This is a genomic window from Gymnodinialimonas mytili, assembly GCF_037544085.1.
Taxonomy (GTDB): domain Bacteria; phylum Pseudomonadota; class Alphaproteobacteria; order Rhodobacterales; family Rhodobacteraceae; genus Gymnodinialimonas; species Gymnodinialimonas mytili.
In genome coordinates, this window is sequence record NZ_JBBIFW010000003.1 from 164,593 (window position 1) to 177,932 (window position 13,340).

13 protein-coding genes and 1 tRNA gene are annotated in these 13,340 nt (G+C 60.1%); 8 read left to right on the plus strand and 6 right to left on the minus strand.

The features are described 5' to 3' along the window. The first annotated feature begins 223 nt into the window (after window positions 1-223). A complete protein-coding gene (locus tag V8J82_RS15035) occupies window positions 224-1,678 on the plus strand; it encodes an NAD-dependent succinate-semialdehyde dehydrogenase (RefSeq protein WP_339976211.1) in 1,455 nt (484 codons plus the stop codon). Window positions 1,679-1,816: 138 nt separating this feature from the next. Here the strand turns inward: V8J82_RS15035 and V8J82_RS15040 are convergent, their stop codons facing one another. The 3 genes from V8J82_RS15040 to V8J82_RS15050 are packed head-to-tail and all read right to left on the minus strand — an operon-like array spanning window position 1,817 to window position 4,415. After that, complete coding sequence (locus V8J82_RS15040; protein WP_339976212.1) at window positions 1,817-2,299, minus strand: Lrp/AsnC family transcriptional regulator; 483 nt, start codon at window positions 2,297-2,299, stop codon at window positions 1,817-1,819. 17 nt (window positions 2,300-2,316) lie between these two features. Further along, window positions 2,317-3,060, minus strand: coding sequence for a haloacid dehalogenase type II (locus tag V8J82_RS15045; RefSeq protein ID WP_339976213.1), 744 nt, complete (start codon window positions 3,058-3,060; stop codon window positions 2,317-2,319). Then, complete coding sequence (locus tag V8J82_RS15050; protein ID WP_339976214.1) at window positions 3,057-4,415, minus strand: aminotransferase class III-fold pyridoxal phosphate-dependent enzyme; 1,359 nt, start codon at window positions 4,413-4,415, stop codon at window positions 3,057-3,059. The genes V8J82_RS15045 and V8J82_RS15050 overlap by 4 nt, the downstream gene beginning before the upstream one ends. A 27-nt stretch (window positions 4,416-4,442) precedes the next feature. Between V8J82_RS15050 and V8J82_RS15055 the strand changes: the two genes are divergently transcribed. Beyond that, window positions 4,443-4,685 (plus strand): hypothetical protein, encoded by a 243-nt coding sequence (locus V8J82_RS15055; protein ID WP_339976215.1) that lies wholly within the window; start codon window positions 4,443-4,445, stop codon window positions 4,683-4,685. A 117-nt stretch (window positions 4,686-4,802) separates the two neighbouring features. On the opposite strand, the gene V8J82_RS15060 is transcribed toward V8J82_RS15055, so the two are convergent. The 3 genes from V8J82_RS15060 to V8J82_RS15070 form a co-directional block, all read right to left on the minus strand. Then, window positions 4,803-4,879: transfer RNA gene (locus V8J82_RS15060), tRNA-Arg, on the minus strand. Between the two features lie 370 nt (window positions 4,880-5,249). Then, entirely contained in the window at window positions 5,250-6,239 is a 990-nt protein-coding gene (gene dusA, locus V8J82_RS15065; RefSeq protein ID WP_339976216.1) for a tRNA dihydrouridine(20/20a) synthase DusA, read from the minus strand. Window positions 6,240-6,677: 438 nt separating this feature from the next. Then, a complete protein-coding gene (locus V8J82_RS15070; RefSeq protein WP_339976217.1) occupies window positions 6,678-7,853 on the minus strand; it encodes a cytochrome C in 1,176 nt (391 codons plus the stop codon). Between the two features lie 155 nt (window positions 7,854-8,008). Between V8J82_RS15070 and V8J82_RS15075 the strand changes: the two genes are divergently transcribed. Genes V8J82_RS15075 through nqrF form a run of 6 tightly spaced genes read left to right on the plus strand, consistent with a single transcriptional unit; the run spans window position 8,009 to window position 13,340 of the window. Further along, window positions 8,009-9,277: a Na(+)-translocating NADH-quinone reductase subunit A gene (locus V8J82_RS15075; protein WP_339976218.1), complete on the plus strand. Its 1,269-nt coding sequence runs from the start codon at window positions 8,009-8,011 to the stop codon at window positions 9,275-9,277. Continuing rightward, window positions 9,274-10,056 (plus strand): RnfABCDGE type electron transport complex subunit D, encoded by a 783-nt coding sequence (locus V8J82_RS15080; RefSeq protein ID WP_339976219.1) that lies wholly within the window; start codon window positions 9,274-9,276, stop codon window positions 10,054-10,056. Before V8J82_RS15075 ends, V8J82_RS15080 begins: the two co-directional genes overlap by 4 nt. Then, the gene (locus V8J82_RS15085) at window positions 10,043-10,840 is read left to right on the plus strand and encodes an FMN-binding protein (RefSeq protein ID WP_339976220.1); all 798 of its coding nucleotides are present in this window, start codon (window positions 10,043-10,045) and stop codon (window positions 10,838-10,840) included. The genes V8J82_RS15080 and V8J82_RS15085 overlap by 14 nt, the downstream gene beginning before the upstream one ends. Window positions 10,841-10,843: 3 nt before the next feature. Next, window positions 10,844-11,509 carry an NADH:ubiquinone reductase (Na(+)-transporting) subunit D gene (locus V8J82_RS15090; RefSeq protein WP_339976221.1) on the plus strand — a complete coding sequence of 222 codons (666 nt, stop codon included), beginning with the start codon at window positions 10,844-10,846 and terminating at the stop codon, window positions 11,507-11,509. Then, window positions 11,506-12,120 (plus strand): NADH:ubiquinone reductase (Na(+)-transporting) subunit E, encoded by a 615-nt coding sequence (gene nqrE, locus V8J82_RS15095; protein ID WP_339976222.1) that lies wholly within the window; start codon window positions 11,506-11,508, stop codon window positions 12,118-12,120. The genes V8J82_RS15090 and nqrE overlap by 4 nt, the downstream gene beginning before the upstream one ends. Next, window positions 12,117-13,340, plus strand: a complete 1,224-nt coding sequence (nqrF, locus tag V8J82_RS15100; protein WP_339976223.1) for an NADH:ubiquinone reductase (Na(+)-transporting) subunit F — start codon at window positions 12,117-12,119, stop codon at window positions 13,338-13,340. The genes nqrE and nqrF overlap by 4 nt, the downstream gene beginning before the upstream one ends.

Below are 13,340 nucleotides of genomic sequence, written 5' to 3' on the forward strand. Positions count from 1 at the left end.
TTTTATGCTGAAGAGGTCTGGCGATTATTTCCGCTGAACATGGCTGTCTCAGCAGCAGGACTGCCTGATTTTCCATTTCACATCGGCGGATTCTGCGGCGCGGCCGAAAGCGTTTCTGCTGAGGAGGCGCTTCAGCTTGTTAGAATGCGCTGCCTATCAACCTGAGAACCGCACGAAGTTTGGTGAGACATGCTTCATCATGATCAGAGACTTGGAGGACCGCATGCAAACACCAAATTCGACCGACCTGCTGATCGAGCGTTGCCTGGTTAATGGAGACTGGCTCGGAGCGTCTTCGGGCAACGTGATCGACGTGCTTGATCCGGCAACGGGTGAAGTGATTGGAACCGTCCCTGATTTTGGTGCTGAAGATACTGAACTCACTGTCGAAGCGGCAGCGTCGGCGTTCCCTGCATGGCGCGACCTGACAGCTGCTCAGAGGGCAAAAGTCCTTCGACGTTGGTTCGATCTGCTGATTGAGCACAAATCAGCTCTCGCGGCGATCATGACCCGTGAACAGGGGAAACCCCTTTCCGAAGCCGAAGGTGAAATCGTCTACGCAGCGTCGTTCGTGGAGTGGTTCGCTGAAGAGGCAAAACGCACTTACGGGGAGACCATTCCGGCGCCCGTTCCTGGTCGTCGTATCATCGTTGAAAAAGAACCTGTCGGTGTTGTCGCCGCGATAACGCCCTGGAATTTCCCAGCCGCGATGATCACGCGAAAGGCTGCGCCTGCACTGGCTGCGGGTTGCACAGTTGTTGTGAAGCCATCTGAGCTGACCCCCTTTACCGCGCTCGCGATCGCCAAGCTGGGTATGGATGCCGGATTGCCGCCCGGGACGCTCAATGTCGTGACGGGCCAACCCAAAGCGATTGGCAGCGTTTTGACAGGCAGTAGCAAAGTCCGAAAGCTGTCGTTCACAGGCTCAACGGCGGTTGGCAAGACACTGATGGCTGAGTGCGCGCCCACTTTGAAGAAGGTGAGCCTCGAATTGGGGGGCAACGCGCCCTTCATCGTGTTCGATGACGCTGATTTGGACTCGGCGCTCGAAGGCGTGATGGCAAGCAAGTTCCGAAATGGGGGACAAACATGTGTTTGTGCCAATCGCATCTACGTGCAAGCCACGGTTCTTGACGAATTCGCAAGTCGGTTGGCCGAGAAGGTGTCAGGGCTTCAGGTTGGCCCTGGTATGGACGCGACGTCTGAGATCGGCCCGATGATCAACACGAGTGCTCTCGAAAAGATCGAAGCCCATGTCGCCGATGCTGCAAGCCTTGGTGCAGTGATCGCCACAGGTGACGGCAAGCGCCATGCGGACGGGCAGTTCATTGATCCGGTTGTGTTGACGGGTGCTACAGAAAAGATGCGCCTTGCCAGCGAAGAGACCTTTGGCCCGGTGGCAGCCCTCTTCCCGTTTGAAACAGAAGCGGAGGTAATCGAGCGGGCAAATGGAACACCCTATGGATTGGCTGCGTATCTCTACACCCGAGACTTGGGCCGATCCATGCGCGTCGGTCGCGCGCTAGAAGCGGGTATGGTGGGTTTGAACGTGGGCGCGTTCGCGACAGAAGTAGCGCCCTTCGGCGGGGTCAAAGAGTCTGGGCTAGGTCGCGAAGGCGCGCGTCAGGGCATCGATGAGTTCCTGGAAGAGAAGACCTATCACGTGGAGGGGCTGTAACGTGGAGCAACGGCCGCCCGTTGGACCTCCGCCAAATGGCGGGCCGCCGCCGAAGTGGGTAATTGTGCTATTTTGCGTGGTTACACTAGCGGCCAGCATTGCTGCAGTTGTTTGGCTACAGCATCTGCAAAACCCAAGTTAGTCGCGATCTGCGATCATCTCTAGTGGCAATGGTCGACCTGGAATGACTGACTTAATTACGACATACGAGAAATATTTTTCCAGGCCGATGTTACGGTCAAGGATTTCTTCCATGATTTCTTGGTAGTGTGCGATTGAGCGCGCGACGAATTTGACCAGATAGTCGTATCCGCCACTAATTAGGTGACACTCAATAACAGAGTCCCAGCGACGAATTTCGCGCTCGAACTTAATGAAGTCATTTCTTCGGTGATCTGAGAGCGTCATCTCTGTGAAGACCATGACGCTCTCACCAATTTTTGCCAATTCCAGAACCGCCCGGAAACTGGATATATAACCCTCTTTCTCCAATTGCTTTGTGCGTTGGAGACAAGGACTTGCAGACAATCCCACACGCGATGCGAGCTCGACATTGGTCAGCCGACCGTTCTTTTGAAGCTCGGCAAGTATTTTTACATCTATCCGGTCAAGTCTCACCATGTGGGTATGCCGCTATTTCACTCGCCGCGCAAGCTTGCCTGATGCGCCTTCGCAAGATCCGCCATGGAATTGAAACGGAACTTGTATGATGGCATCTCACCAGGATTCATCGTTGCACCGAAGCCTTCTTGTTCGTGACGGCGATAGATCCAGCAAGATGTAAGGCCATGTTTGTTCGCAGGGCCATGGTCGTGGAACATAGACTCCGCAGTGTGCAAAATCTTGTCCTTTGCAACACCCAAGCGATCAAGCTTCTCCAACATGTAATCGAAGTTACGGTCTTCAGGCTTGTAGGAACCGACATCTTCAGCCGTATATACCGCATCGAACTCAACACCCAGCTTCTTGAGGGAGTGCGAGAAGCTCTCGTTGTCGACGTTCGACAGGACCACAAGCTTGTAGTGCTGCTTCAGGTACTGCAGCGCGCCGGCACTGTCTGCAAAGGCTGGCCAATCACGGACTGATTTCCCATAGGCGATGCAGTCCGCCAGGGTTATTTCGAGACCCCATTCTTCCGCCAGTCGCTTGTAGACGATTGGAAGCAGATCACGATAGCGCATTCCCGGAGTCCACCGCTGTTGCGTGCTCTCATGGAATGCATGCGCCTCCAGGATCTGATCGCGGGTAAGGCCGCGACCGTCGGCCTCTAGAGCATCGGTCAGTGGTTTCAGGCCAGCTACCATTCCGGACTCCCAATCGATAAGTGTTCCGTAGACGTCGAAGGTGAGGGCCTCGAAATCGATCAGTTCAGGTTTTGTCATGAGAGTTCCTTTTCAACGGTATTGAGAGTGCGTGCGATGCGGTCGATCAAGATATCCACTTCATCTTCCGAAATACAGATAGGCGGAGCAAACGCCATTATTCCGTCTGCGAAAGCGCGGAATATGAGATCATTTTTGTATCCAACGGCCCCAAGAATATTGCCGATCCCACTTCGCGCGGCAAATTTTTCTTTGGTCGACTTGTCAGCCACTACTTCAATCGCGGCTAAAAGGCCTTTCGAACGAACGTGACCAACAAGCGAATGTCCTTCGAATTCACGTAGGCGCTTTCCGAAGTACTCGCCAACTTTGGTGCCGTTTTGAACAAGTGAACCCTGGTAAAGATCCAGCGCAGCGAGGCCAACTGCAGCACTGACCGGATGACCAGAGTAGGTTAGGCCGTGTCCGAGCGGCGTGCCATCAGGCACGGCATCCGCAAGCACTTGATAGACCTCATCGGACATCATCGCAGCGCCCATAGGTGCGTAACCGGAGGTTAGGCCCTTCGCCACAGTCATGAAGTCTGGCTCGATGCCCTCATGTTCGCACGCAAAGAGCGGACCTGTACGGCCGAAACCCGTGATGACTTCGTCAACAACGAACAGAATCCCGAGATCGCGGCATGCCGCCTGCATGGTTGTTGCGAACCCATCGGGCGGAACCACAACACCGCCCGATCCCATGACCAATTCGCAGAAGAAAGCAGCGACGTTTTCTTTGCCGAGAGCTTCTACCTTGGCTTGCAGGGCCGCTACAGATGCATCAATGATCGCTTGGCCATCAGGTCCGGAGGGGTGTCGATAAGGGTCCGGACAGGGGATATGGTGCTGCTGTGGAGTAGGAACGTCGAACTTGTCGTGAAAAACCGGTAGCCCGGTCAATCCAGACCCGTTTGAGCTAGACCCATGGAACCCACGTTCCAAGGCAATAATGTGCTTTCGGTTCGGTTGCCCCAGGGCGTTTGAGTGATAGCGGATCAGACGGATGACAGTGTCGATTGCGTCAGACCCACCAAGTGTAAAGAACACATGATCCAATGATGCTGGCGCAAGATCGATCAATCGCGATGCCAGCTTGATCGGAGGCTCTGAGCCATAGTGGAAGTATTGAGTCGCATATGGCAGCCGAGACATCTGCTCCGATGCAGCGTCTACCAAACTTTGCTGCCCATAACCTGCATTGACACACCAAAGACCAGCAAATCCGTCGAGTAGTGTGTTTCCTTCGATGTCGGTCACGAAACAGCCATCTGCGGAGCGTATCACTGTGGCCCCTCGGCGTTCATGATGCCGGAGAGAAACCATCGGGTGGACGACGTGATCCTTGTCTTGCTGTAACAGTGAGTTTGTCAGCATGATTAGCCTCCTTCAGTCCCTGACATTATGACCGAGACAACAAGGAAGGATCGTTTGCTTGACCGCGAGTGTTTGGTTGATCGTTTGTTGTTTTTGACTGGCGCAGCAGAATCTGCTGTAGCGCCTCCGGGAACCCCTTCACGTTTAGGGCTGACCGAAACTAGAATCTCTGTTGAAAGCGAGACAGCTCGCGAATTGCGCGACCACGCCGCCGCAAACAATGTCCTATTCGAATACGTAGAACTGGCACGTTTCAGCACGGGTCAATGATTGTTTCAGAAAGCTCGGGTAAAACGCTGGCCTATCCCAAATGGCTGCGTAAGCACCACGTAAGCAGCAAGCTCGGAAAAATGCTGATCACTGAGACATTGATATTACTGTATAAAATGGCGCACCCGAGAGGATTCGAACCTCTGGCCTCCGCCTTCGGAGGGCGGCGCTCTATCCAGCTGAGCTACGGGTGCATACCGTTCGCGAAATGCTTACGCCATGCTTACGCGAGATTTTCGGCTTGTTGAAGAGCGAACCCGACATCCGCTCAAGCCATTGTTTAGTCACTTCTTTCTTCCAGCACCTTTCGCGATCGCCAGACTTGACATCCGCCTTCGGAGGGCAGCGCTCTATCCAGCTGAGCTATGGGTGCGTCATCGCGGGGTATAGCGGCCTGCCCCAGCTCTCGCAATCGCAAATCACGCGCGACGCCCCCGCGCCGACTGGGCCGCAGGCCCGCGGCGCGCCCGGCCCAACCATGAGGCGAGGCCGTAGGCATCGACCGAATAGGCGGGAGCGCCGCGGGGCCAGGTCAGATCGGCAGATCTGACCTTTCGCTTTGCCTCACGCCGCCAGCTCGATCACGCCGGACAAAGCGCGTTCCACCACCTCGGGCCCTGCCCCATCGCGATGCGCCTCTTCCGACAACACACGCTTCCAATGGCGCGCACCGGGCCGGCCCGCGAATAATCCCAGCATATGCCGCGTGATCTGGTTCAAACGGCCTCCGGTCGACAGATGGGCCTCGATATAGGGCAGCATCGCGCGCGCCACATCTTCGGCGCCACGCTGGATCGCAACCGCCCCGAAGATCCGCTCATCGGCGCTCAGCAGAATGTCGGCTGGCATGTAATATGCCGCGCGCCCGATCATGACCCCGTCCAGCCCCGCCTCAAGCTGTGCCAGCGCCGCCTCCAATGTGGTGATACCGCCATTGATCGACAGATGAAGCTCGGGAAACCGCGCTTTCACGCGGTGGACCAAGGGGTAGTTCAAGGGCGGCACATCGCGGTTTTGCTTCGGGCTCAAGCCCTGCAACCAAGCCTTGCGCGCATGGACGGTTACACGACGGATACCCGCCTCCGCCATCGCCTCCAGAAACCGGGGCAAAGCTTCTTCCGGCTCCTGGTCATCCACGCCAATCCGGCACTTTACGGTGACTTCAACCGGGCTGGTATCCTGCATCGCCTTCACGCAATCGGCGACAAGGTCAGGATCTCGCATCAACACAGCCCCGAAACATCCCGATTGGACCCGATCCGAGGGGCATCCGACGTTCAGATTGATCTCATCATAACCATAGGGCGCAACCCGACGCACGGCCTCGGCCAAATCTGCCGGGTCCGATCCACCCAATTGCAGTGCGACCGGATGCTCCGCCGCATCATAAGCCAGCAGCCACGCCGCATTGCCATGGATCACCGCGCTTGCTGTCACCATCTCCGTGTAAAGCAGCGTCTCGCGGGTCATCATACGATGAAAGTATCGGCAATGCCGATCTGTCCAATCCATCATCGGAGCAACAGACAGTCTAGAATGCTGGTTCATGTTCATTTTAATATCTTCAAACTATCGGAGGCGGTTTCCACTACGTTGAAGCGCGCCCTAGCATGTCCGAACCTGCCCAGTACATCGCCTCTTCTCACATATGAGCTGCTCATGAAGACGGCCACCTTCACCAAGCTCTCCTCCACGGTGGCTCGGTGGCTCACTCCAAACAAACCGTCACAAGACCTTCGGCGATCTCATCAATCGCCATATAGCGGATATGTGCAGGCTAGGGAAACTGTCCTGAAGCGGAGAAAGGCCGTATGGACCTGCGCAGCCAGACCGGGTGCGGCTAGCCCACGCCCGTCGTCGTCAATACCGCGTTCGACGATTGGGCGCTAGCAGCGACGCAGGCAAAGGATCTCGGGCACACCAGCCGCCCGATCCTTCTTTACCACGCGCGATCAGTTGATCGTTGTGGGCAGGCCATGTCGTCTTGCGCGATTATCTCAGCAAATCGAGGTCTTCCATATCTATGCCCAACGGTTCGCTGAGATCTTCCATCGCATCGTAGAGCAGTTCGAGGGAATATTGCGGGTTGTGAGCGTAATTCCCGGGATCGGAGGTCACGAGCCGCCAATTGTAGGCTGTGCGCAGGCTTCGCGGGGTCCATGCATTGTAGGGGATCGGATCGCCGTCGACCATATCAACCGCCCCATCACCATTGGCATCGGCGAAAAAATAAGGCCATCGATTGGCGTCATAGATGCCCGGCGCGCCGACGACATCGTCCATATAGGTCCGAAGCATGTCCATAAGCCGCTCGGCATTGGCTTCGATATCAGAACGGATCCCGACCGATGTGTTGCCACTTCCGTCATAGCTCTGACGAGCGATGCGGATGTCCTGAAGGCTATTGGCCTCATGACAAGTCAGGCACGGCTCGAAGGCGACCTCCAGCGTGTGCGGCTCATGGCATGAATTGCAGCTTTCGACCGGCCGAGCGTGGAAGAAGCGACCGGAATATTCGTGCCCCTCATAGTGATATCCGGCGCCACCATAGCCGCCCAGCCACGTGGCAGCGGCGGTTGCGTAATGCGGGTTGATGAACCGCAATTCCTCATTCGGTTCGTCCACGGCAAGGCCGTCGGTCGCTTCAACCACATCGACGCCTGCTGTCCGGCCCTGATGGCAAGTCAGGCAGGAGGCTTCGACACCGGTGACCGGATGGACGAGCCCGCTGGGAAAGGTGATTTCAGTGATTTCGGATAGGCCCGAGTGGTGGCACGTGCCGCAATCGACGACACCGCCCACATTGATGGGGCCGTCCACGACGCCCGCCGATGTCCCGTCTAGGCCGTGAAAGTCCCGAAACCCCTCCCCCGAATGGCAGGTGGCGCAGGCGGGACGGATTTCACCATCATCGTCCCAGTGACTGAACGCGTCGGCGGCCGCGTTTGCATGGGCCGAGCGGAACCAGTCAGAGATCGCCTGATTGTTCTCGATGTCGATGTCCGCGGGTGTAAACGGCCCGGACTGAGGCAGCGCGAAGGGAATAACGCCTTCCTCCGCCTCGGTTTCGGGCGCCACTTGGGCGAAAGCGCTGACGCTGAGAAACAGGAGCCCGGACGCAGCGCATAGGATGAGCGAGCGCGCCGTCAGATGACCTTGAATACCCATATTCGCTCTCCTCTCCCGATCGCCACAATGTTCTGCACTTTACGGAGCGGCGGGCACCGAAACCTTGATCTCGATCATATTTGCCGGGCTCAGACGTTGATAGCGTCTGGTCCGACCCGCCAGGTGCGATGGCGGAGGAAGATACCGGAGGCTGAATGACGTTTTTCCGTTCCGGAGCGGGGTTAATCCCAGAATTCCCGTCTCCACATGAAAACACGGACATCTTGGACGTGGCCACGGAGGAGGCCGGCGTTCAGCCACCATTTGGCCAGGCGCTCCACGTGACACCGCTGGTGGCCGAGGGAGAGCTTGTGGCCAGGGGCGCGGCTGTTGCCTGCCTCCGGAATGCGCCCGACATCTGCCTGGTCGCGCCGATCCCCGGGCGCGTTGCCCGGATTTCGCTCTTACCTGGGCGAAAGCTCTCGGAGATCATTCTGTTTCGCGAGGAAAACGGTGGTATCGCGCGCCACGCCATCGCCGCCTCGACAACCGGCGCCGAGTTGCGGCGACTGATGCAGACCGCTGGCTTCTGGCCGCGGCTGAGGCGACGTCCCTTTGGCGGCATGCCAAAGGGGGACGAGGTGCCGGCGGCGATCTTTGTCATGGGGGTGGATACGCGCCCCTACGCGCCCGATCCGCAACAGGCCTTGGAAGGGCGCGAGGCCTCTTTTGAACGCGGCCTCGCCGCGCTCTACAGCGTGACGGATGGGCCGGTCTTTGTCTGCTGGCCCGACGGGTCCAAGGTGCCGGGCGTCCAAACCAAGGAAGGCGATCTCCGCTGGATCACTTGCGGGCCGCGCCACCCGCAGGGCAGCGCCGGCATCCGGATCCACCAGGCCTTCCCAGCCGGTCTCGATGCCACGGTCTGGGACATCCATGCAGAGGATGTCGCCGATCTGGGCGAATTGCTGGATACCGGCGCGCTGCCGGTCACGCGGCTTCTGCGGATTGCCGGTGCGGGTTTGCGCGAGGGCCTGAGCGTCCGCACGCATCCCGGCGCCGATCTGCGCCAACTGACCCGACGGATCGCCGCGCCGGGGCCTCATGTGCTGATGTCGGGCTCGCATCTGGATGGTCGCCCCGCCCGGTGGCTGGGGCACCGGCACAGGCAGGTCACCGTCCTACCGCGAGATGAGGCGCGCCCGCGTCCACATTGGCTGATCGCCGCACTGACCGAGACCGCGGCGACGCGCCCGGTGATCCCGACCGCCGCTCTGAACCAGTCGCTCGGCGCAGTACTGCATGCAACGCCATTCATCCGCGCGCTTGGGGCGGGTGACGATGAATTGGCAATGGATTTGGGTCTCCTGTCCCTGCTTGAGGAAGATGTCGCGCTTGCCGATTACGCGCTCGGCGCAGATGGCGGGATCATGCAGCAGGTGCGCGCCATGCTGGACCGCATCCGCGTGGAGTATGCACCATGACTCGAGGCCTCTGGACCCGTGAGACCGTCGCGACCTTGACACTGGCCTCGCTGCTGCCGCTGGCCGTCTTCTGGATCTGGCTTGGTGGCGGGCAGGCTCTCTCCAGATGGGCGTTCACCCTTCTGGTGATCGCGATCTGGCATCTGGTCTTCATGCTGGTGCGGGCGCAGCCGCCGTCGCTGTCGGCCCTTGTGACCGCGCTGGCCATTGCAATGCTCTCGCCAGAGGAACTCGGGCTGTTCCAACTCACGCTTGGCATCACGTTCGGCGTGGTCATGGGCGAGCTGGTCTTTGGCGGTTGGGGCCGCAACGTGGTCAGCCCGGCCACCGTGACGCTCGCGTTTTTCGGGTTCGGGTTCCCGGCAGCCCCTTGGCCGGTCTTCGACGCGCCGCTTGCCTGGGCGGCGATCCCGGCTGGCCTTCTTGGGATGATGATCGGGGTCATGCCCGCGGCCCTTCTGATCGTGGCGGCATCGCTTGGCGCCTTGGCTGCGGGCCTTGGGTTGGTCTCCAACCCTGTGCTCTACGCGGCGGGGATCGCGCTTGTTCTTCTGGTGGCCGATCCGGTGACGAGTTCGTCCACCCTGCTTGGCCGCTGTTTGCAAGGCGCGCTCTACGCGGCGCTTTTGCTGCTCTTTGCTTCGGCATGGTCGGGCGCGGCCCCGCCGCAGATCGCGGTGGCAGCGGCACTGCTGTCGTCGCTCGCCGCGCCGCTTTTTGATGACATCGCTCTTTCCCTTTGGGTGCATCGCCGCAGGAGGCGCCATGGCCGTACGTGATTACAATCCCTGGCGCCGCTTTCTGGCGCTGCCGAACAACAGCCGGACGAAAACCATCGTCATGGCCTTTCTTGTTTCGGCCTTCTCAGCGGCGCTGGTCAGTGGGGCCACCGTTGTCCTGAGGCCAATCCAATCGGCTAACCGCGCCGCTGAAGAGCAGGCGCGGATCGAAGCGCTGGTGCAAGGCATTCCCGGCATGAGTGAGCTTCTAGTGCAAGCGGGCGGAACGCTGTCGACGGTGGTTGTGGATCTTGGTTCTGGGCGGGCTGCTGACGGGGTGACGCCCGACACGCTCAATGCCGCCCTGGCCGATGCGGGGAACTGGACGGCGCTGGATCCAGGCGCCGACCTGGCCGGGCTTGGCCAGCGCCCCGACTACGCGCAGGTGTTTCTGTTGCGGAACGAGGCGGAGCGCGTCTCGCTTGTCCTGCTGCCCCTCAGCGGGCAGGGCTATGGCGGGCGGATCGATGCGATCCTCGCGCTGCAGGCCGATACCAACACCATCGCGGGTATCGCCATCACCGCGCATTCCGAAACGCCTGGGCTCGGTGGGCGGATCGACGAGGCCTCATGGCAGGCCAGTTTCCCAGGCACCCAACTGCGCGATGCGGGTGGCGAGATGCGCTTTCGCGCAGCACGCGGCAACGCGTCGGGCATGCATGAGGTCGACGGGATCACCGGCGCAACCATCACGACACGCGGTGTCACGCAGATGGTCCGGTTCTGGATGGGGCCGGACGGATATGGCCCGTTGCTTGATGCGATCCGGCGGGGTGAGTTCTAGGCGATGAGCACCCGACCCAAATATTGGCGCGCCCTGACCGAGCCGCTTATCCGGCAGAACCCCGTGACGCTGCAGATCCTCGGCATTTGCTCGGCCCTGGCGGTGACCACGACGCTGGCCACGGCGCTGACCATGTCGATCTCTCTGACCGTTGTGCTGACGCTCGCCGCCGGTTTCATCAGCGTGATCCGCAGACACATCCCCGACACGATCCGTCTGATCGTGCAGATCGTGATCGTTGCATCGCTGGTCATCGTCATAGATCAGATTCTGCAGGCCTATTTCGCTGAGATCAGCCGCGCGCTGTCGGTCTATGTCGGCTTGATCACGACGAACTGTCTCGTTCTGGGCCGGACGGAGGCCTATGCCCGCCACAACGCGCCGATGCCCGCCATGATCGACGCCTTCGGCAACGGGCTGGGATATTCACTGGTGCTGCTTGTGATCGGGGCGCTGCGAGAGCTGTTTGGCAAGGGCGAGCTTTTTGGTGTGCAGGTGCTGCCCTTGGCTGATACAGGCGGGTGGTTCACGCCGCTTAGCTTGATGCTGCTGGCTCCATCGGCCTTCTTCCTTCTGGGCCTGCTCGTCTGGGCCGTGCGCAGCTGGTGGCCCGAACAGGCCGAAGCGCGGGAGCATATCCCGCCCGGACAGGTGGAGGCAGCGGAATGAGTGGTCTCTGGGGCCTCTTCCTCGATGCGGCATTTGTCGACAACATGCCGCTGATCCTGTTCCTCGGCTTGTGCACGTTTCTCGCCTTGTCGAAACGGGCGGACGCGGCGCTTGGGCTCGGCATGGCGATGACCGGCGTTCTGACGGTTACGGTGCCGCTCAATCACCTGATCTACGAGGCGGTGCTGGCCCCCGGCGCCTGGGCATGGGCCGGGATGCCGGAGCTTGACCTGTCTTACCTGTCGCTGATCGCGTTCATCGGTGTCATTGCAGCGGCGGTGCAGGTGGTCGAGATGATCCTCGACCGGTTCTTTCCGAAGATCCATGCGAGTTTCGGTGTCTTCCTTCCACTGCTGACGGTTCAATGCGCGATCCTGGCCGGGAGCCTGTTCATGGTCGAGCGCAGCTACACGCTCGCCGAATCTGCCGTGTTCGGCCTGGGCAGCGGGTTTGGCTTTGCGTTGGCCGTCGTGATGCTTGGCGCGCTCCGCTCGCGGCTGGCCTATGCCGACTTGCCCGCAGGGCTCCGCGGTCTGGGGATCGCCTTTGTTCTGGCCGGGCTGATGTCGCTCGGCTTCGCGTCCTTCGCTCAGATGGCGGCGACGCTATGAATGAGGTGCTACTGGGCAGCGCGACGATTTTCGCTTTGGTGGTGGGACTGGCCGTCGGTCTGGTTCTGCTGCGCCGATGGCTGGTGCCTGACACGGCCTTCGATGTCTCCGTCAACGCGGCGCGGCATCTCTCGGCCGAGCGTGGGGATGCGCTTTTGTCGGTGCTGCATGATGGGGGCGTGTATATCCCGGCGGCCTGCGGTGGGTCCGGCACCTGCGGCCTCTGCCGGGTGACGGTGACCGGTGAAGGGGCTGGCGAGCCGCAGGTCACCGAGCGTGGTCTGCTTTCCCCCAGCGAACGCCGCGCCCATGTGCGATTGGCCTGCCAGACGCGGGTGCGCGGGGATTGCGCGGTTACGGTGCCCGACGACATCCTCAACGCGGGCGGTGGATTTCCCTGCAAGGTCGCGTCGGTGCGCATGCTGGCGCCACTGATCCGTGAGATCATCGTGGATCTGCCGCCGGACCGCTCATCGGAGTTCCGGGCCGGTGATTTCATGCAGATCACCGCACCGCCCTACGCGCTCGATTTCAGCGCAATCGATGTGCCACCGAATTTCACAGAGACGTGGGAGATCGCCGGATGGCGGTCTCTTCGGGCGCAATCGGAGATCGATGTCACACGCGCCTATTCCATCGCGAGCCGCCCCGATGATGTCGGACGGGCGGTGTTCAATATCCGTCTCGCCGTCCCGCCGCCGGGTCGGGAGGATGAGGTGCCGCCCGGCATCGTCTCGTCCTGGCTGTTTTCTCTCAAGCCGGGGGATGACATCTTGCTCTCAGGGCCTTTCGGCGATTTCCATATTCAGGAGACTGATCGGGAGATGATCTTTGTCGGCGGCGGGGTCGGCATGGCGCCCCTGCGCGCGATGATCCATCAGGAACTCGCAAGGGGCAGCGCGCGCCGCATCCGGTATCTCTACGGCGCGAGATCGCTCGAAGACCTCTTTTACTCAGAAGAATTTACAGAGCAGGCAGCGGCGCATCGCACCTTCAGTTGGACGCCCGCGCTCTCCGACCCTGCCCCGGGCGACCGCTGGACCGGCGCCACCGGCTTTATCCACGAAACCCTTCGGGCTGAGCTTGCCGATCATCCCGCTCCGGAGGAGTGCGAATACTACCTTTGCGGCCCGCCAGTGATGATCTCTGCTGTGCTCGCCACGCTGGATCGTCTCGGCGTGCAACCCGCAGCGATCTTCTACGATGATTTCGGAGCCTGA